Below are 21,936 nucleotides of genomic sequence, written 5' to 3' on the forward strand. Positions count from 1 at the left end.
TCGTTTCCTTTAGCCGTTTTGCGGGTGCAAATATACAACCCTTTTTTACTTCTACAAGCCTTTTTCCTATCTTTTTTCTAAAGTTTTTTCACCTACATCCTTACATACCTATACTACAGCGCTTTATACACAAAAGTTTTTTTTTTAAAAAGGGATTGTTTTTAATATATAAGGAGAGGAATTTACCTCTCCTTTAATCATTATATATATTAGTATATAGCTTTTATTTTAAATATGCTCTTACTCCATAACTAGCTAAAACCCCTTCACCTGTTGCTGCTGCAACTTGTGCTATGGCTCCTTCTCTACAATCTCCCGCAGCAAATACCCCTGTAGTTGTTGTTTCTGCTAAACCTTTGGTTTGAATAAATCCTCTTTCATTTAATCCAACAACTCCTTTAAATGTTTCTGTATTTGGTATAAGTCCTATAAAGATAAATGCTCCATCTGCTGTAATAAGCTCTTCTTCTCCTGTTTTATTATCTTTTACTCTTACTCCTTTAAACAATCCCTTTTCATCAGCTTCAAACGCAACAGAAGATTTATCTATATATGTAGTTATATTTTCTATCTCTGGTAATTTCTCTATATATGTTTTGGATGCTTTAAATTCTGATGATCTATTTATAATTTTTACTTTTTTACAAAACCCTGCTAAAAATATTCCTTCTTCTAGTGCTGAGTTTCCTCCTCCTATAACTATAACCTCTCTATCTCTATAAAACGCTCCATCACATGTAGCACAAAAATGAATTCCTGATCCTATTAATTCTTCTTCATTAGGTATTCCTAATTTTCTATATGTAGATCCTGTAGCTAAAACCACACTCTTACCTATGTATTCGTTTCCTTTTGTAGTTATATAAAACTGCCCTTCTTTCTTATTTATTTCCTTTACATCTTCTCCTGTCTTTATAGTAGCTCCATAAACTTTGGCTTGTTCTTCCATTTTTTGCATTAAGTCAGGACCCGAAATTTCATTAAATCCAGGATAGTTCTCAATCTTTTCTGTGAGAAAAGCATTTCCTCCTATATTCTTCTTTTCTAATATCAACGTATCAAAGCGATCTCTTTGTGCATATATCGCTGTTGTTAATCCTGCAGCACCTCCTCCTATTATTATAGTATCATATACTTTGTGCTCTTGTGCTTCATCAATTTCTAGAAGTTCTTTCAACTCTTGATTATCTGGATTTGTATATGGTTCTCCATTAATAATCACTGTAGGAATAATTCGTTTACCATTATTTATACGTTCTACTTCTTCTGTAGCCCAATCATGTTCGTCTACATCTATAAATTGATATTTGATTCCATTATCATTTAAATAGCTTTTTGCTCTTCTACAATCTGGACACCAATCAGCTCCATATAATCTTACAGTTTTTAAAATGTTTTCATTTATACCTAATACACTTGCTAGATTTGGATTATCTGGATTTGTATACGATTTTTCGTTTACAATAACGGTAGGTATAATTCGCTTTCCATTATTAATTTTCTCAACTTTCGCTGTAGCTTCTTTATCTAAATCTACATCTACAAATTGATATTTAATATTGTGTTCTTTAAGGTAACTCTTTGCTCTTTGACAATCTGGACACCAATCGGCTCCATATAATATTATTTGATCCATATATTTCTTTGATTTGGTTAATGCTATGTCGTATTTATTTGAGAGATATTTCTAAAAATTCTGTTAATACTATATCTTCATCAGTATTAGCTCTTATATAAAGATATAGCATTCTATTTTAAATAAGGGATTAAAATCAACTTAAACGCATCACAAAAACGCTTATTAACAATTAATAATCAACACATTGACTTTAATTCCCATAACACTAAAACAAACCTTCATTTTGAGATTAAAATTTCCATTCTTCTTTGTACTTTTGCGCAGATTAAAAAAACACAACAAACAAATCGTTATATGGCTAACACTAAATATGTTTTCGTTACTGGAGGTGTATCTTCTTCTTTGGGGAAGGGTATCATTGCAGCTTCATTAGCAAAACTATTACAAGCAAGAGGATATAGAGTAACTATTCAAAAATTTGATCCTTATATTAATGTAGATCCTGGTACATTAAATCCTTATGAGCATGGTGAGTGCTATGTAACCGATGATGGTGCTGAGACTGATCTTGATTTAGGTCATTATGAACGTTTTTTAAATGTTCCTACGTCCCAGGCTAATAATGTAACGACAGGAAGAGTTTACCAAAGTGTTATTGAGAAAGAACGTAAAGGTGAGTTTTTAGGAAAAACAGTGCAAGTTGTTCCTCATATAACAAATGAGATTAAAGAACGTATCCAGCTTTTAGGAAAAACTGGAGATTATGATATCATTATTACCGAAATAGGCGGTACTGTAGGTGATATTGAATCTTTACCTTATATAGAATCTGTTCGTCAATTAAAATGGGAATTAGGTGATACTAATGCTTTGGTTATTCATTTAACACTTATTCCTTATTTATCTGCTGCAGGTGAGCTTAAAACAAAACCAACACAACACAGTGTAAAAACATTAATGGAAAGCGGAATTAAAGCTGATGTTTTAGTTTGTAGAACAGAACATGAATTGTCTACAGATTTACGTAGAAAATTAGCATTATTCTGTAATGTTAAACCTGAAGCTGTAATTCAATCAATCGATGCTGATACCATATATGATGTTCCTAATTTAATGTTGAAAGAGGGATTAGATAACGTGGTATTAAAGCAATTAGTTTTACGTAACGATGACGCTCCAAATCTAGCTAAATGGGATGTATTCCTTAATCGTTTAAAGAATCCAACTCACGAAGTTCGAATCGGTTTGATCGGTAAATATGTAGAATTACAAGATTCTTATAAATCTATACTTGAGGCTTTTATTCATGCTGGTGTAGCAAACGAAGTAAAAGTACATATCGAAAGTATTCATTCTGAATATATCGATGATATTACTATTAAAGATAAAATTGCTCATCTTGACGGAATTCTAGTTGCTCCTGGTTTTGGAGAAAGAGGTATCGAAGGGAAAATAAAAGCGGTACAATATGCTCGCGAACATCAACTTCCGTTTTTTGGAATTTGTTTAGGAATGCAAATGGCCGTTATTGAGTATACTCGTAATGTTTTAGGTCTTCAAGAAGCAAGTTCTGTAGAAATGAAACCTGATACTACTGTTCCTGTAATAGATATTATGGAAGAACAAAAAAATATTACCGATATGGGAGGTACTATGCGTCTTGGTGCATGGGATTGCCAACTTATCGAAGATAGTATTGTTTATGACGCTTATAAAAACACTTTAATATCAGAACGTCATAGACACCGTTATGAATACAACAATAGTTATAAAGAACAATTAGAGGCTGCTGGTTTAAAAACAACTGGTATTAATCCTAAAACTGGTTTAGTAGAAATCGTTGAGATTCCTACACATCCATGGTTTGTTGGGGTGCAGTATCATCCAGAATACAAAAGTACTGTTGATAACCCTCACCCTTTGTTTGTTTCTTTTATAGCTGCGACAAAAAAGTATTCTCAACAAAAATAATATGTCAAAGTGGCATACAATTGTAAAATGGAAAAATAATTGTTTATCAATTTTTAATTAATATTTAACACATGGAAGATCTTTTAGGTTTTGCTTAAAAGATTTTTTGATTAGGAATACCCAATGGAAGAAAAGAAATTTGACTTTAATTCGATTATCGGATTTGTATTAATTGCTGGAATTTTAACTTGGATGATGTACAACAATGCATCTCAAGAAGAAGTAGATGCAGAAAAAGCTCAACAAGAGCAAGTAGTTACAGATTCTGAAAAAGCTACAACAACTAAGACTACTACATTAAGTGTAAATCCTCAAGATTCTTTAGCTCTTGAAAAAGCAAAATCTCAATTAGGTGCTTTTGCTTATTCTGCTGCTTTACCATCTGCAAAAGATCAATTCACAACAGTTGAAAATGATGTTTTAAGTTTAAAGATAAACAATAAAGGAGGGTATATTTCTGAAGCTATATTAAAGAAGTTTGAAACTTATGATGCTAAACCTCTTTATTTAATTAAAGATGGAAAAAATGCCTCTTTTAATATCAATTTAGGTACTACAGATAATCATGTGTTAAATACTAAGGATTTATTTTTTGAGCCTCAAGTTTCTAAAAACGGAGAGAATACTGTTCTTTCTATGAAACTAAAGGTTTCTGCGAATCAATTCTTAGAATATCGTTATGAATTAAAACCTAATGATTATATGATAGATTTTGCAATCCGTTCTCAAGGATTACAAAATGTTATCAATTCAAGTCACCCTATTAATTTAAACTGGGAATTAGAAGCTATTCGTCAAGCGAAAAGTGCTTCTTATGAAAATAGATATACTGAAGTATTGTTTGAATATGAAGGTGGAAAAGACGATTATTTAGGTCAAAGAGAGTTTACTGAAGATACTGCTGAAGATGTTACTTGGGTAGCTTTTAAACAGCATTTCTTTACTTCAATCTTATTGACTGATACTGCTTTTAAAAATGCTTCATTTACATCAAAGAATATAGCTCAAGCGATAGACGAAGATAAAGATATTACTACTACAAAAGCTTTTACTACAACCATTCCTTTAGAATTGACTGGCGGAGAATTAAATTATGCTATGGATTGGTATTATGGTCCTACAGATTATAAAATCTTAAATAGCTATGATCGTAATCTTGATGAAGTTGTTCCTTTAGGTTGGGGTATTTTTGGATGGATTAACCGTTATGTATTTATTCCGTTCTTTGCTTTCTTAAGTGGATTTTTACCTTATGGTCTTGCTATTGTAGTTATGACTATTATTGTTCGTATTGTATTATCTCCTGTAACATACAAATCTTATGTATCTCAAGCTAAAATGAAAGTTTTACGTCCTGAGATTAACGAGATTAATGAAAAATACAAAGATAATGCTATGAAAAAGCAACAGGAAACTATGGCTTTATACAGTAAAGCTGGAGCAAGCCCTATGAGTGGTTGTTTACCTGCTTTAATGCAAATTCCTGTTTTTTATGCTTTATTTAACTTCTTCCCTAGTGCATTTCAATTAAGACAAAAAAGTTTCTTATGGGCAGAGGATTTATCAAGTTATGATACTATTGCTGAACTACCATTTACAATTCCGTTTTATGGTGATCATATTAGTTTGTTTCCTATTTTGGCTTCTATTGCAATTTTCATTTATATGACAATGACTACTGGTCAAGCAATGCAAAATCCACAGCCAGGAATGCCTAATATGAAATTTATGATGTATTTATCTCCTATCATGATGTTATTTTTCTTTAACAACTATGCTAGTGGTTTATCTTTATACTATTTCATTTCTAACTTAATTACTATAGGAATCATGTTAGTCATCAAATATGTAATTATAGATGAAGATAAGATTCATGCTAAGATTCAAGAGAATAAGAAAAAGCCTAAAAAAGAAAATAAGTTCCAAAGAAAAATGAAAGAAATGATGGAGCAGGCTGAAGCTCAACGTAGAGCTAATCAAAAATAAACCTACTGTTTTTAATATAAAAAAAGGGGCTCAATTGAGCTCTTTTTTTTATGCTTGTATTCTATACTATACACTTTAAATTGTAACAAAATTTCGCTTTATTCGTCAAGTATATATCAACCAAAAAATATATTCAATTTGGATACTATACTTACAATAAATAATCTCACTAAAAAATTTGGTACATTAACTGCTGTAAATAACCTTTCTTTTACTATAAAAAAAGGAAATGTTTATGGTATTTTAGGTCCTAATGGAAGTGGTAAATCCACTACTTTAGGTATTGTACTTAATGTTGTCAATGCTACTTCTGGATCTTTCAGTTGGTTTAATGGACAAACTTCTACTCACGATTCCTTAAAAAAAGTAGGTGCTATTATAGAACGTCCTAACTTCTATCCTTATATGACTGCAGTTCAAAACTTAAAACTTGTATGTCTGATTAAAGATGTTTCTGCAGATAAAATAGATGAAAAACTAGAAATCGTTGGGCTTTTAGAAAGAAAGAATAGCAAATTTAATACTTTTTCTTTAGGTATGAAACAGCGCTTAGCCATAGCTTCTGCGCTTTTAAATGATCCAGAAATTTTAATCCTTGACGAACCTACAAATGGTTTAGACCCTCAAGGAATTCATCAAATTAGAGAGATCATCAAAAAGATTGCTGCTCAAGGTACAACTATTCTCTTGGCTTCTCACCTTCTTGATGAAGTTGAAAAAGTATGTAGTCACGTAGTTATTTTACGTAAAGGTGTAAAACTATATTCTGGACCTGTGGATGAGATGAATGCTAGTCATGGTTTCTTTGAACTTAAAAGCACAGATCCTACTCGACTAAAGTCTTGGCTTTCTAATCAAGGTTCTTTTGGTAATATTAAAGAGGAAGAGGATTTGATTATTGCTTTTTTAACCAAGGAACTTGATGCTCAACAATTAAATACTGAGTTACACCAAGCAGGAATTGCTTTATCACACTTAGTAAAACGAAAAGAGAGTTTAGAAGAGCAATTTTTACAATTAACCAATAACCTAAATTAAGACTATGCTACGTTTACTTCAAATAGAATTTCAAAAATTACGACATAATAAAGCCGCCAAAGTAATTACTATTACTTATTTTATTTTAATCACTTTTATTGCTTTGATAGCTTCTATAGAATTTGATTTTGCTGGTGTAAAATTTAGAGTAGCGGATCAAGGTATTTTTAATTTCCCATATATATGGCATTTTAACACTTATCTTGTAGCTTGGTTAAAATTGTTCTTTGCTATTGTAATCGTTTCAATGATGGCTAATGAATATAGTAATCGTACTCTTAAACAAAATTTAATCGATGGTTTAAGTAAAAAAGAATTTATTCTTTCTAAATTTCTTACTGCTGTAAGCTTTGCTTTAGGTTCTACTATCTTTGTTTTTATAGTAAGTTTAATATTAGGGTTATTCTTCTCTGATTATAATGAATTTTCAATCATTTTTTCTGATTTAGAATTTGTATTAGCATATTTTATAAAGCTTACAGGCTTTTTTAGCTTTTGTATTTTTCTTGCTGTACTCATAAAAAGATCGGCATTTTCTTTAGGCTTTTTATTTATGTGGTGGATTATAGAATGGATCATTTACGCTTTATTAAAATTTAAGTTTTTTAGAGGTACTGATGTGGCAGAAACAGTAACTGGTTTTTTACCTTTAACTGCTATGGGGAACCTTATCACAGAGCCTTTTTCGAGATTAAACTTTATTCAATCTGCTGCTAATCAACTAGGAACAAATTTTGAAAGAGATTATGCTGTACACTGGTATGAATTATTAATTGTTATCGTATGGACTGCTATATTTGTTAATCTTTCTTATGTTTTGTTAAAAAAGAGAGATTTATAATATATTTGGGACATTATATACGTCCTATGAAATATTATCTATTAATTGTATTTTTTTGTGTACAAGCTGCAATTTTTGCTCAAGGTGAAGCTAATTACTGGTACTTTGGGCAAAATGCAGGGTTAAATTTTGGAACTACTCCCCCAACTGTTCTTACTGATGGTGCATTAAACACCTTAGAAGGTTGTACCACTATATCTGATCCTAACGGAGATCTTTTATTCTATACCGATGGTATTAATGTCTATAATAGAAATCATATAATAATGCCTAATGGAACTGGTCTAAAAGGTGATCCCTCTAGTACATCTTCTGCTTTAGTAGTTCCTCAACCAAACACTCCAAATATTTTTTTAATATTTACCGTTGATGAGCCACATCATCTCAATGCTGATGGAAATCCAAATACTATAGATGGTGATGGAGTTAATGACGGTTTAATGTATTCTGTTGTAGATATGTCACTTGATGGAGGAAACGGAGCTGTTATAGCTACTCAAAAAAACATGCCTTTAGTCACCTATGATCCTACAAATCCAAGAGAAGAAGCATATCGTTGTTCAGAAAAAATAACTGCTGTAAAAAGTGATAATTGCGATTCTTTTTGGGTCATCACACACTTTACCCATAACTTTTATGCTTTTGAAGTAAACAATGCAGGTGTTAATGCTACTCCGGTTATTTCTAATGTAGGTGTAGATGTTCCTATTGAAGGATATCGTAGAAATGCTTTAGGATATATCAAAGCTTCTCCAGAGGGAGATAAATTAGCTGTAGCTCATTTGGGATTAACTAATTTAACTGGTGGCAATGGACCAGGAAAAGTTCTTTTATATAACTTTGATAACGTCACAGGAACTGTTAGTAACGAAGTTGAACTTTATGATGGTGACGCTCCTTATGGTGTTGAATTTTCTCCTAGTGGAGAACGTCTTTATGCAACTATAGGACTAGGTGATAGTGGTGCAAATGGTAGCATTCTTATGCAATATGATCTTTCATTACCTGATGCACAAATTGCTGCTAGTGGCGATCGTATTGCTAACCAAACAGGACAAACTACTTCTTCTTTTAGTGCTGGTGCTATTCAATTAGCTCCTGACGGAAAAATTTATAGAGCTTTATATGATTTTTCTAGTGGTAATGGTGATTTTCTGGGTGTGATTGAGAACCCTGAAACACTTGCTGCTGGTATTATTTATTCTGACAATTCATTAAGAATTAATATTGATGGTCGTAGAGGTTCTAGAATTGGGTTACCTCCATTTATTCAATCATTATTTGCGGAATCTATAGACATTATTAATGACCCTGATTTAACTGCCAATGATATCAATTTAAACCTATGTGATGGTGAAACATATACTTTAAGTTTTAATGCACCTGTAGGTTCTACTTTTGAATGGTATTTAAATGATATATTAATTCCTGGAGAAACCACAAACTCTCTTATCGTTACTACTGCTGGAAATTATAGATTAGAAGTTGATTTTAATGATGGTAGTTGTCCTTCTATAGGTGCTGCAAACGTTACCTATTTTAATATACCTTCTATAGCTGCTACTCCTTCTTTAGATGAAACTTGTATTGATCAAAATATAGGCATAGAACAAAGTACATTAGATTCTTTTATTACTATTATTAGAGGTACAACTCAAAATGCAACTGATGTTGACATTAGTTTTTATCAAAACCAAACCGATGCAGATATGGGTACTAATGCTATTACAGCAGGGTTCATCCCAACATCAAATGTATACTCATTATTTACTAGAATAGAAAATACAGCTAACACAGATTGTTATAATACAACAAGCTTTTTTATTTACATTACACCTGAAGCTTTTAATGTTGATACTGTAATAGAATGTGATAATGCTGATGATGGAGATGATACAAATGGTCAAATTTCCTTTAATCTTAGATCTCTTGATACACAAATCTATCAAACTCAAAATTCAAATGATTTCGATATTGATTACTATACCACTCTCAATGGGGCTCAAAATGAAATTGCTACTGATTTAATAACAAATCCAGCTTCGGCTACAATTTCTACTAATATTTTTGCTCGTATCTATAATGCGGCTAACACAAATTGTTTTGATACTATTGAAATTCCTGTTCAAATAGAATCCCTTCCTGAAGCAATAGATACAACTCTTGTTCAATGTGACATTGATACTAATCCTACAGATGGATTAACTGCATTTAATTTAAACGAAGCAATACCATCACTTACTAATAATAATACTAATGTAACTGTATCTTTTGCAGAAGACATGACTTTTTCTAATCGTATCGCTAATCCTCAAAACTACACTAATACAGCTAATGGACAAATCATTTATGCTCGTGTGCAAGATAATATGACTAATTGTTTTAGAGATGCATCGGTAACATTAAATACATTAGTAGTCACGGTCTCTAATGTTACACATCGCCATTGTGATGATGATGGTACTGAAGATGGTCTCTTCACTTTTGACATCTTAGATATTCAAAATACCATACTTAATACACTTAGTATTCCAACAGGTGCTATTGTCGCTATATACGAAAATGAAAGTGATGCTATCTTAGAACAAAATGAGTTAACTACTTCATATATTAATACGATTCCTAATAATCAGGTAATCTATGCTCGTATTGAAAATAATAACAATTGTTTTGGTATTAGTGAAATTACATTAATTGTAGATGCCTTACCTAATATCGAAACTGAGGGCAATACATTTTTATGCGAAAACGAATCTACAATATTAAATCCAGGATTACTTGAAGGCAACTTAACTGATTTCACTTATTTATGGTCTACAGGTGAAACCTCTCCATCTATTACAGTAACAAGTGATGGTACTTACTCTGTAACTGTGACTAATGCTAATGGTTGTCAAAAAGATCGCAATATAACTGTTACCTTATCTAATCCAGCTACAATTGATGTTATAGATATTGTTGATGTAAGTGATAATAATACTGTGACTATAAATGCTAGCGGACTTGGTGATTATGAATATGCCATAGAGTTTAATGGTCAACAACCTGTAGTTTTTCAAGATAGTAATGTATTCACTAATGTTCCTCCTGGATTCCACCGTGTGTTAATTCGAGATAAAAATGGTTGTTTACCTCTTACTATTCAAGATATTGTTGTTGTAGGTTTCCCTAAATTCTTTACCCCTAATGGTGATTCTTTTAACGATACCTGGAATGTGAAAGGTGTTTCTAGTACACATCTAGGAAACTCTTTGATTTATATTTTTGATCGTTACGGAAAATTAATTAAACAAATAAGTCCTTTAGGGAATGGTTGGGATGGTACTTATAATAGTAGACCCATGCCTTCTTCTTCTTATTGGTACCGCGTAGAACTTGAAGATGGAAGACTTCTTAAGGGTTCTTTTGTTTTAAAGCGTTAATTATACATAAACCTTTAATTTATAATTCTTATGACAATTAAGATTCTTAGTTTCACTCTATTAATATTCTCAATTTCTACTGTGATTGCACAAAACGCTCCTACAGATTGCGTAAATGCAATCATTATTTGTGGTAATACGGATTTAGAATTGAATTCAAACGGAACTGGAATCAATGATTTTAATCTTCCTGGAAATAACGCCCCTTCTTGTGGTTTTTCAGAAAGTCAAAGTTTATGGTTACGGGTAAATATAGTACAAGATGGTACATTAGCATTTACAATTACTCCAGAATCAACTAATACCAACGAAGATTATGATTTTGCTGTATATGGTCCTAATGTAGATTGTACCTCTTTAGGAAGTTCAATTAGATGTTCGTCAACTAATCCTCCTGCTGCAGGAGTTGGTACTCAAACTGGTCTCAGTGACACAGAAACTGACCTTACAGAAGGTCCTGGAGGCAATGGTAATGGTTTTGTTCGTTCTATCGATGCTTTGGCTGGCGAAGAATATTATATTTTAATAGATAATTTTTCTCAAAATGGTGGTTTTGATTTAGAATTTACTGGTACCGCTATGTTTCCAGATAGTCCTATGAATGCTGCTAATGGTACAAATCTAGATTTAACTGAATGTGATATAGTTGGTGACGCTACAGATGGAATTACAAATTTTGATATAGAAACTAATACTGTTGCTATACTTGGTACTCAAACTAATGTTGACATTTCTTATCATATTACGGATCAAGATGCTAATACAGATGCAAATCCTATTTCTGGAACTTTTTTAAGTACCCTAAATAATCAAACTATATACATTCGTATTGAAAATACTATTACAGGATGTTTTATCATAGATACATTTACTCTTATTACATTACCTAGACCACAAATAACAGACCCTACACCTTTACATACATGTGATACGGCAGCAGATGGAGATGACACCAATGGCTTTGCTACTTTTTTATTACAAGACAAAGACAGTGAAATCCTTAATACTATCGATCCCAATTCGGTAACAGTTAGCTATCATTTAACTCAAAATGATGCTGATTTAAATACAAATCCAATTGATAAAACTTCTCCTTTCAGCAATACTACCGCTCAGCGAGTTTTTGTAAGAATTGAAGAAGTTGCTAATCCTACATGCGCTAGCTTTACGCAATTAGATCTTATTGTTGATCCTTTACCAGATGCTATAGCTACTACATTAACTCAATGTGATATTGACACAGATCCCACAGATGGTATAACACTTTATAATCTCGAAGAAGCAATACCTTCTCTTACTAATAACGTCAATAATGTTACTGCAACTTTTGCAGAAGATATGGCTTTTTCTTCGCTAATCTCTAATACTCAAAATTATACCAATACTACCAATGGGCAAATTGTTTATGTTCGTATTCAAGACAATACCACTAACTGTTTTAGAGATACTACTTTAACATTAAATACATTGGTTGTTACTGTTTCTAATATCATACATCGTCATTGTGATGATGACGGAACAGAAGATGGTATTTTTACTTTTGATATCGTCAATATCCAGAATACTATATTAAATACACTTAGTATTCCTACTGGTGCAACAGTAGCTATTTATGAAAATGAAAACGATGCTATTCTTGAGCAAAACGAATTAACAACTTCATTCACTAATACTACTCCTAATACTCAAACTATTTATGCACGTATTGAAAATAACAATAATTGCTTTGGAATTAGCGAAATTACATTAACAGTTGATACATTACCTAATATTGAAACTGAAGGTTCTGCATTTTTATGTGAGAATGATTCTGTAATACTTAATCCAGGTTTATTAGAAGGTACTTTAAGTGATTTCACATATTTATGGTCTACCGGTGAAACTTCACCATCTATTACAGTAACAAGTGATGGTACTTATTCTGTAACTGTAACCAATGCTAATGGTTGTCAAAAAGATCGTACTATAACTGTTACTTTATCTAATTCTGCTACAATTGATGTAATTGATATTATGGATGTAAGTGATAATAATACGGTCACTATAAATGCTAGCGGACTTGGTGATTATGAATATGCAATCGAATTCAATGGTCAACAACCCGCTATTTTTCAAGATAGTAATGTATTCACTAATGTTCCTCCTGGGTTCCATCGTGTATTAATTCGCGATAAAAATGGTTGTTTACCTATTACTACTCAAGACATAGCTGTTGTAGGGTTTCCTAAGTTTTTTACACCTAACGGAGATTCTTTTAATGATACATGGAATGTAAAAGGTGTTTCTAGCACACATCTAGGAAATTCTTTAATCTATATTTTTGATCGCTACGGAAAGTTACTTACACAAATCAATCCTCTAGGTAATGGATGGGATGGTAACTATAATAAAAGACCTATGCCCTCTTCTTCTTATTGGTATCGTGTAGAACTTGAAGATGGAAGGCTTCTTAAAGGTTCTTTTGTTTTAAAACGTTAGCCCATTGTATTCTGGATTGCTTAATTTTGTGTCACAAAAGCTTATTAACTTTTGATATACTTTATTTAAAGCTTCTTTCATTTTATGAAATTCAAAATAGAATCCGATTTTAGTCCTACAGGAGATCAACCACAAGCAATACAGCAATTGGTAAAAGGTATAGAAACTGATGAACAGTATCAAACCCTATTAGGTGTTACTGGTTCTGGTAAAACCTTTACCGCTGCAAATGTTATTGAATCTGTACAACGTCCTACGTTGGTTCTTGCTCATAACAAAACCTTAGCAGCACAATTGTATTCAGAATTTAAACAGTTTTTTCCTAATAACGCTGTAGAGTACTTTGTTTCTTATTATGACTATTATCAACCAGAAGCTTTTATTCCTACTACAGGTACATATATCGAAAAAGATTTATCTATCAATGATGAGATCGAAAAGTTACGATTAAGTGCTACTTCATCTTTATTATCTGGGCGTAGAGATGTATTGGTTGTTGCTTCTGTTTCTTGTCTATATGGTATTGGTAATCCTGTTGAGTTTCAAAAGAGTGTTATTTCTTTAGAACGCGATCAACAGATTTCGAGAACTAAATTACTACATCGCTTAGTACAAAGTTTATATTCTCGTACAGAAGCTGAATTCCTTCACGGAAACTTTAGAATTAAAGGTGATACTGTAGATATCTATCCTAGTTATGCAGATGATGCTTTTAGAATTCATTTTTTTGGTGATGAAATAGAAGAAATCGAAGCTTTTGATGTTAAAACTAATGAGGTTATCGAGCGATATGATCGTCTTAATATCTATCCTGCTAATATGTTTGTTACTTCTCCTGAAGTTTTAAATAACGCCATCAATGATATTAGTCTTGATCTAGGAAAGCAAGTAGAATACTTTAAAGAAATTGGTAAACATTTAGAAGCAAAACGTCTTGAAGAACGTACTAATTTTGATCTTGAAATGATTCGTGAATTAGGATATTGTTCTGGTATCGAAAATTATTCACGTTATCTAGACGGAAGAGATCCTGGTACACGTCCGTTCTGTTTGCTTGATTATTTCCCAGATGATTATTTAATGATTATCGACGAGAGTCATGTTACCGTTCCTCAAGTACATGCTATGTATGGTGGTGATCGTTCTCGTAAAGAGAATCTTGTAGAATACGGATTTAGATTACCTGCTGCAATGGATAACCGTCCGTTAAAATTTGAAGAGTTTGAAGCTTTACAAAATCAAGTTTTATACATTAGTGCCACGCCTGCTGATTATGAACTTCAAAAAACAGAGGGTTTATATGTAGAACAAATCATAAGACCTACAGGCTTATTAGATCCTATTATAGAAGTACGTCCTAGTTTAAATCAAATTGATGATCTTGTAGAAGAAATGCATCAGCGTATTGAAAAAGACGAACGTATTCTTGTTACGACCTTAACCAAACGTATGGCAGAAGAGTTGGCCAAGTACCTTACTCGTATTAATGTACGCTGTCGTTATATACATAGTGATGTCGATACACTTGAACGTGTTGAAATTATGCAAGATTTAAGAAAAGGTTTATTTGATGTTTTAATTGGGGTAAACTTATTGCGTGAAGGTCTTGATTTACCTGAAGTTTCTCTAGTAGCTATATTAGATGCAGATAAAGAAGGTTTTTTACGCAGTACGCGTTCGCTTACTCAAACTGTAGGTAGAGCTGCTCGTAATATCAATGGTATGGCAATTATGTATGCCGATAAAATCACTGATAGTATGCAGCGTACTATTGACGAAACCAATTATCGTAGACAAAAACAAACTAATTACAATACAAAACATGGTTTAGTACCTAAAGCCTTAAATAAATCACTTGATAATGCTTTAACACCTGGTAAACCTCAACCATATAAAATTGATACTGATAATACCTTATTAGCTGCCGAAGAAGATACGTTGTATTGGACAAAAGATAAATATGAAGCTAAAATACGTAGTACGCGTAAAGAAATGGAAAAAGCTGCCAAAGAGTTAGATTTTATGCTTGCTGCGAAACTTCGTGATCAAATTAAGTTTTTACAAGAAAAAATGTCTAAATTATAGCATGACTAGACTCTTTAAGAATTTTATCAAATTTTTATATCAGTGTATCGGCTATTATACTGTTAAGATCAAAGATGTTTCATTAAAAGTTCATCCTAAACATTTAGGCTTTTGGAGAAATGCTGCTCGTGGACAATGGGAACCCGAAACGTATGAGATATTAGATACTTATCTTACTCCAGATATGAACTATCTTGATATAGGTGCTTGGATAGGATCTACTGTGCTTTTTGCTGCAAAGAAATGTCAACAAGTGATTTGTTTTGAACCTGATCCTATTGCTTATAAATATTTATTGACAAATATTCAGCTTAATACATTCGCTAACATTACTAGTCATAATATAGCATTATCAAATGTTACAGGATTTCAACAAATGGCTAGTCTAGGCGATACTTTGGGAGATAGTATGACCAGTTTATTATCACAACAAACTCATGATACTGCTCTTTCTTTTACTGCTTTTACTTTACAGTGGGATACATTTATTAGTAATTATCCTATTTCGCAAATCGATTTTATCAAAATAGATATCGAAGGTGCTGAATTTTTCTTGTTAAAAGAAATCATTCCTTATCTTAAACAACACAAACCTATACTGTATCTTTCTACCCATGCTCCTTTTTTAGCAAAAGAACAACGTCTTAAAGCTATGCAAGAATTAGCTTCTAATCTAGATTTTTATACAAGTTGTTTAGACGAATCACAAGTCTCGATTTCTTTTAAAGAAATTGCTAATCAAAAAAACACGACTCGTTGTACTTCTTTTGTTTTTCTTCCTTAGCATCTAGTTGGTTTTTACTATAGAAATAGCTTCCTTAAAAAATAGAATAACAAAGTATTTTATTCATCAACCTGAGTAAACGATTCCCCTATTGTTCCTGCTAATAAATCCTTAATACTTTGCTTTCTTTGCTCAGACAGTTTATTTATATCAAGCAACATGGCTATTAATGAAGCTCTTTGTTGCGTAGGTTGTTTATCAAATCGATTAAGTAACCAATTTAAGTCAGAAGATGAAAATTTCACTCTCGTTTTTTGATGATATGTAAAAAGAGTTATAGCTCTCAAAAAATTGAATTGATGATTTGTCATTTCAATCTTTTCATTAGAAAATTTCTCATCAATAATTGGTAAAACCTTTTGTTGCTTTTCTTTCATATCTCCATCAAGTTCATTGAATAAATCAATTAAACCTTGTGATGACCATGTTGGACAAGCAGCATCTTCTATATATGTATTTAATCTTGATATTGAGGTTCCTTTCATTACTATGAATCATTGTTAATATTTTGATTATGTTTTTATTCTTTATTCGTTACATAACTTTCTATAAATGTACTACGAATTATTTTCAATAGAAGGATTCAACTTTTAACTTAACGAAACTCTCAACTACTTTTTCACATGCTTTTTGTGATAGTGTCTTCAATAAATTACATGGCGTATAATTTATTGAAGACTTATTTTACAGTTATTACAACCTAAAGGTCAATACTTTAAAAATCCACTCTTCCAGTACCTTTAGTACCTGTATTGTAATGATCCCAACCACTTGAATTGCTATTGTCTAGCCAAACATTAGGAACGGAATGGATTCTTGTATATCCAGTAGCAGGAACATTTTGAAGATGATACCACATTTCAATATCAAACCGTTTTACAAACCATCCATCTGTACCTTGCAACCAAAGCTGAGCTTTATTTGCCTCTACCCAGGAAACAGCTTTCCCTGGGTATTCAGCACTAAGAAGATAAAAGTCCCAGCCTCCTTCTCGATCATCACCAGAATTATCTAAATCTTCGGAAAAAGTATTTACAATACCTTGATCTGTATTAAACCAAGTTATTGCTTCCACCTTACCATCTGTACCATTAGCATTTTGATATCCTGTGTAAGTATCTACTCTATAAAACCATTCTGTACTTACATCTTTTTCATTCTTACTTTGATAAGTTTTCATAAATTCAGTTACTTTTTTATTGAATTTAGCTATTGCTTCTTCCTTACTAAGCTCTTTATCAAAATGCATATGTAATAATTGAGTAGATTCTATCATCTTAGTTGAGGGATCATTATTCATAAGTATTGTTTCACTATTTCCTGTAGTACTCATAAAGCCCTCTTCTTGGGTTTTGCTAATAATTTGATTTTCTTCTGGTTTTTCACATGAAGTGATACACATCATACCTACCGCTATTATAGCGTACATTCTTAAATTTTTCATTTTATTAAGTTTTAATAATTATGTTAGTTTTTTTAACACATCGAATGTACTTCGTAACCTCAAGAAATAATATTTCACTTTATTGCAATGGGAAAACCTTCTCTTTTATACAGGTAAACATTATTTAATCTATAATGTATTTTAAACGATATTCGTTTTAATACCGCTCAGGTTTCTATTGAAACTAATTACACCTTTTCATACTATTCTCAATTTTTTAAATAATTAATATCTTTGATTACTTAATATTTATCAATCAACTCATGTTTGTTACTACATTAAAAAGTACTCCTAAAGAAGATATTTCTATCCAAATTCAATTAGATAATCACTCAGATTCTTATATCTGTGATTGTGGTGATGCTAGTTTATACAGCATTAAAGAATATCAAAATGCTAAAGTCATTTTTATTAGCCATACACATATTGATCATTTTATTAATTTAGATCAGTTTATTCGTCATCAATTAGGGACTAAAAAACGGGTTATTATCTGCGGTCCAAAAGGAATTCAACATCACGTACATTCTAAAATCATGGCGTATCACTGGAATCTAATTGAAGAAGGTGCTATTCTTTATGAAATTCGTGAAATTATTGACGAGCATCATATTAACACTTATGAGATAGCTCCTAGAGATTGGCAATTAAAAGCGATATCTACCATTAATTCTGGTATTGTTTATCAAGAGGATCGTTTTAAAGTTACATATACCATTCTAGATCATAAATTGTCCTCTATAGCTTATGCTTTTAAAGAAAAAGATACTGTAAGCATACATCTTGATCGTACTCCATTTAAAGGTGGTTCATGGATCAAAGCATTAAAAACTGCTTTTTTAGAAAATAATCGAGACCTTTCTATTCATATCGGTACAGAAGTTTTTCTTGCTCATGAACTTTTTTATTTATTAGAAATTAAAAAGGGGGATTCCTTGGGAATTATTATGGATCATGCTGCAATAGTAGCAAACCATCAAAAGATTCTAGACACTTTTTCTAATTTTAATCATGTACTAATCGAGTGCTATTATAAAAATGAAGATAAAGAATCTGCTATTACTAATTTTCATAGTTATGCAGAACAATCTGGTATTATTATGAATAAAGCTAAAGTACATAAAGCTACTCCTATTCATTTTTCTAGAAAATATCGCTCCGAGGATATCGAAGAGATTATTCAAGAATTTGAGACTGCCTTTAAATCTGTATTATAACTATATTTCATCTTTTTTGCAGTATCTTTTATCTATGAAAAATTATATCGAAACTCTAGAAATAGAATTTCAAAAAAATAGCGATCCAAATATAGCCAAAGGGCAAAAACAGTATTTAAAAGATCAATTTGAATGCTATGGGATAAAGACTCCTTTTCGACGTCAATTGCAAAAGCCTTTTTTAGAAAAAGCTTATTTACCACCTCAACAAGATTTGGTTCAAATAGTCAAAAAATTATGGCAAAAACCTCAACGTGAGTTTCATTATTTTGCTCAAGAACTTGCTTATAAGTATCATAAAAAAGTACAACCTCAAGATATAGTTTTATACGAATTTATGATTACACACCAATCGTGGTGGGATACTGTAGATTTTATAGCGACTAAATTGGTATCTAATTATTTTAAAGTCTATCCAGATCAGATTCCTATTTATATTGAACGATGGAATACTTCTTCTCATCTTTGGTTACAGCGAACAGCTATTATTTTTCAATTACACTATAAAAAAGACGTCGATACTCATTTATTACAGGATATTATCCTAAAACATCTAGGTTCTAGAGAGTTTTTCATCAATAAGGCTATTGGTTGGATGCTTAGAAACTATAGTCGGACTAACCCTGAATGGGTGATCGATTTTGTTGATACCCATGAGTTACATCCGCTCAGCAAACGAGAAGCTTTACGACTATTGAAATAATCTAATTTATTATAAAAACACTCCTAATTTTATATTTTTACAGTTACTAGTGATTATTTATGCTTATCGATAAACAACTTTTATTTTTCTTTAGCGCACTTGGAGCTTTTAACGGACTATTATTAAGTCTTTATTTTTTCTTTTTTATCAAAAAACGTCAAGCTTCATTTTATTATCTAGGTATGTTATTACTTATGCTAAGTATTCGCATAGGTAAATCTGTTTTCTTTTATTTTAACCCTAAACTATCTCAAACATTTTTACAAATAGGATTATCGGCTTGTTTTTTAATCGGGCCATTTTTATTACTCTATATCAAGACTAGTCTTGCTTCTAATATCAATCATAAAAAAGCACTATCTCTTCATTTTTTTCCATGGTTAACCTTAATATTAGTTGTAGGTTTTTTATATCCATACGTAATATATCCAGACTTATGGTGTAATCAATTTTTTAAAGCCATTAATTACCAATGGTTATTTTATTTATTATGGTCAAGTTATTTAATGTATCCTATAATAAAAAAAGGATTAGCACAACGAGATAAGATGCTATACAATGAGTTATGGATACTAAGTGTTTTTATTGGTAATATTATTATTTGGGCAGCTTATTTTACCTCTTCATATACTTCATACATTGTTGGTGCATTATCTTTTTCTTTTGTTTTATATTTAAGTATACTTATACTTTTTAAAAGAAAACAATCATTTACCACTTCTCATCATGAGACCTCACTTAAATATGCTACAAACAAAATCAATACAGTAGAGGCGAAAGAATTGATCAATGCATTAAAATTGATAATGGAAGAACAAAAGCCTTATATCAACCCTAATATTAAACTTATTGATATTGCCAAAAGTTTACATATTTCGCCTCATCGTTTGTCACAATTAATGAACGATAATCTGCAAAAAAACTTTTCGTTGTTTATCAATGAATATCGTATTGAAGAAGCTAAGCGTTTATTACAATTATACCCTTCATATACACTCGAGGCTATAAGTTATGAAGCTGGTTTTAATTCTAAATCTAGTTTTTATGCTACTTTTAAGAAGTTGACTGGTTATACACCTGCTCAATTCAGAAATCAACTCAAAAAACTATAAATCAACACCTTATAAAATTCCATTATTCCAATTTTATAATATTGGACTCCATTATTATAATCTAAAGCTCTTTTATCTAGTCTCTTTTTCATCTTGCATTGTAAATTTAAAATGTCATATTTATGAAACGTTTTCTAGGGCTTATTGCCTTTTTATGTATTACTCAATTTACCTTTTCACAATCCTCTGATAAGGATAAAATTACCGCAACATTAAATAATTATATTCAAGGAACTTCCTATAGCAATCCATCTCAAATAAGTAAAGCTTTTCACGAAACGGCTAACCTATATCTATCTAAAAAAGATCAAGATCTTTGGATAGTTCCGTCTAAAGAATATACCTCATGGTTTAAAAACACTGGAAAATTTACGGGTAGATTAGGTTCCATTATTGCTATAGATATCGAAAATGATATCGCTACAGCTAAAGCTGAAATTTTGATTCCAAAATCAGATCTTCGATTTATTGATTTATTCTTACTAAAGCGTTTTGATCAAGAATGGAAAATCATTAGTAAAACAGCTACTAGAACACCATCAAACAAAAAAGGGAATCGCATTTTATTTATTGTTTCTAACAGTCGTTTTTATGGAGCTTCAACAATAAAAAATGGGAATAGTTTTTCTGAAATTGTTGAAGCTTATGATGTTTATCAAAATCATGGCTATACTATAGATTTTATGAGTCCACAAGGTGGTGCTGTTCCTCTAGTTTATATGAATATGTCTGATCCTATTCAAGAGCGTTATCTCTATGATGCTGATTTTATGTATCGTTTAAAGTATACCAAATCACCTCAAGAAATAGATGCTAAACAATATAAAGCCGTTTACTATGTAGGTGGTGGAGGTGTACTTTATGAAGTACCTGATCATGTCCCTTTACAAAATGTTGTTATGGATATTTATGAAAATCAAAACGGAATTATTTCTTCTGTTTGTCATGGATATGCCGGCATTACCAATCTTAAAACCAAAGATGGTCAATATCTAGTTAAAGGAAAACGTGTAAATGGTTACCCTCATGCTTTTGAAAATCAAAAAAGACCTTATTATGCTCATTTTCCTTTTAACATACAACAAACCATTATAGATCATGGCGGAATCTACGAACGTGGTGAAAAGAATAAACCTTTTGTTATCGTGGATCAAAATTTGGTTACAGGTCAAAATTATTTATCTGCCTCTTTGGTCGCAAAAAAAGTTATCGAACTCATAGAGAAATAATTATATTAAAAAAGCTCCCCATAATGGGGAGCTTCTGAAAAAACAAC

15 protein-coding genes are annotated in these 21,936 nt (G+C 31.4%); 12 read left to right on the forward strand and 3 right to left on the reverse strand.

Annotation, left to right across the window (positions count from 1 at the left end; genetic code table 11):
* Positions 1–223 precede the first annotated feature (223 nt).
* Positions 224–1,636, reverse strand: a complete 1,413-nt coding sequence (locus ACYEKI_RS12795; protein WP_459211588.1) for an FAD-dependent oxidoreductase — start codon at positions 1,634–1,636, stop codon at positions 224–226.
* 297 nt (positions 1,637–1,933) lie between these two features.
* On the opposite strand from ACYEKI_RS12795, the gene ACYEKI_RS12800 reads away from it, so the two are divergent.
* The 8 genes from ACYEKI_RS12800 to ACYEKI_RS12835 all read left to right on the forward strand — a co-directional run bounded on the left by ACYEKI_RS12800 (position 1,934) and on the right by ACYEKI_RS12835 (position 16,184).
* Positions 1,934–3,550, forward strand: a complete 1,617-nt coding sequence (locus ACYEKI_RS12800) for a CTP synthase (protein ID WP_459211589.1) — start codon at positions 1,934–1,936, stop codon at positions 3,548–3,550.
* 123 nt (positions 3,551–3,673) lie between these two features.
* Positions 3,674–5,536 carry a membrane protein insertase YidC gene (gene yidC / locus ACYEKI_RS12805; protein ID WP_459211590.1) on the forward strand — a complete coding sequence of 621 codons (1,863 nt, stop codon included), beginning with the start codon at positions 3,674–3,676 and terminating at the stop codon, positions 5,534–5,536.
* Positions 5,537–5,674: 138 nt separating this feature from the next.
* Positions 5,675–6,574 carry an ABC transporter ATP-binding protein gene (locus ACYEKI_RS12810; RefSeq protein WP_459211591.1) on the forward strand — a complete coding sequence of 300 codons (900 nt, stop codon included), beginning with the start codon at positions 5,675–5,677 and terminating at the stop codon, positions 6,572–6,574.
* A 4-nt stretch (positions 6,575–6,578) separates the two neighbouring features.
* Positions 6,579–7,415: an ABC transporter permease gene (locus ACYEKI_RS12815; protein WP_459211592.1), complete on the forward strand. Its 837-nt coding sequence runs from the start codon at positions 6,579–6,581 to the stop codon at positions 7,413–7,415.
* A gap of 26 nt (positions 7,416–7,441) precedes the next feature.
* Positions 7,442–10,837 (forward strand): T9SS type B sorting domain-containing protein, encoded by a 3,396-nt coding sequence (locus tag ACYEKI_RS12820; RefSeq protein ID WP_459211593.1) that lies wholly within the window; start codon positions 7,442–7,444, stop codon positions 10,835–10,837.
* 30 nt (positions 10,838–10,867) lie between these two features.
* The gene (locus ACYEKI_RS12825) at positions 10,868–13,315 is read left to right on the forward strand and encodes a T9SS type B sorting domain-containing protein (RefSeq protein ID WP_459211594.1); all 2,448 of its coding nucleotides are present in this window, start codon (positions 10,868–10,870) and stop codon (positions 13,313–13,315) included.
* Positions 13,316–13,399: 84 nt separating this feature from the next.
* Positions 13,400–15,400, forward strand: a complete 2,001-nt coding sequence (gene uvrB / locus ACYEKI_RS12830; protein WP_459211595.1) for an excinuclease ABC subunit UvrB — start codon at positions 13,400–13,402, stop codon at positions 15,398–15,400.
* A 1-nt stretch (position 15,401) separates the two neighbouring features.
* Positions 15,402–16,184, forward strand: a complete 783-nt coding sequence (locus tag ACYEKI_RS12835) for an FkbM family methyltransferase (RefSeq protein WP_459211596.1) — start codon at positions 15,402–15,404, stop codon at positions 16,182–16,184.
* 59 nt (positions 16,185–16,243) lie between these two features.
* Here the strand turns inward: ACYEKI_RS12835 and ACYEKI_RS12840 are convergent, their stop codons facing one another.
* On the reverse strand, positions 16,244–16,669 hold the full coding sequence (locus ACYEKI_RS12840) for a hypothetical protein (protein ID WP_459211597.1): 426 nt from the start codon (positions 16,667–16,669) through the stop codon (positions 16,244–16,246).
* 230 nt (positions 16,670–16,899) lie between these two features.
* Complete coding sequence (locus ACYEKI_RS12845) at positions 16,900–17,628, reverse strand: hypothetical protein (protein WP_459211598.1); 729 nt, start codon at positions 17,626–17,628, stop codon at positions 16,900–16,902.
* A 263-nt stretch (positions 17,629–17,891) separates the two neighbouring features.
* On the opposite strand from ACYEKI_RS12845, the gene ACYEKI_RS12850 reads away from it, so the two are divergent.
* The 4 genes from ACYEKI_RS12850 to ACYEKI_RS12865 all read left to right on the forward strand — a co-directional run bounded on the left by ACYEKI_RS12850 (position 17,892) and on the right by ACYEKI_RS12865 (position 21,889).
* A complete protein-coding gene (locus tag ACYEKI_RS12850) occupies positions 17,892–18,845 on the forward strand; it encodes an MBL fold metallo-hydrolase (protein WP_459211599.1) in 954 nt (317 codons plus the stop codon).
* A 34-nt stretch (positions 18,846–18,879) separates the two neighbouring features.
* A complete protein-coding gene (locus ACYEKI_RS12855; RefSeq protein WP_459211600.1) occupies positions 18,880–19,548 on the forward strand; it encodes a DNA alkylation repair protein in 669 nt (222 codons plus the stop codon).
* 59 nt (positions 19,549–19,607) lie between these two features.
* Positions 19,608–20,660 (forward strand): helix-turn-helix domain-containing protein, encoded by a 1,053-nt coding sequence (locus tag ACYEKI_RS12860; protein ID WP_459211601.1) that lies wholly within the window; start codon positions 19,608–19,610, stop codon positions 20,658–20,660.
* Positions 20,661–20,782: 122 nt separating this feature from the next.
* A complete protein-coding gene (locus ACYEKI_RS12865; protein ID WP_459211602.1) occupies positions 20,783–21,889 on the forward strand; it encodes a nuclear transport factor 2 family protein in 1,107 nt (368 codons plus the stop codon).
* The last annotated feature ends 47 nt before the right edge of the window (positions 21,890–21,936 follow it).

The sequence above is a fragment of the Aquimarina rhabdastrellae genome (assembly GCA_947387485.1).
Lineage (GTDB): Bacteria > Bacteroidota > Bacteroidia > Flavobacteriales > Flavobacteriaceae > Aquimarina.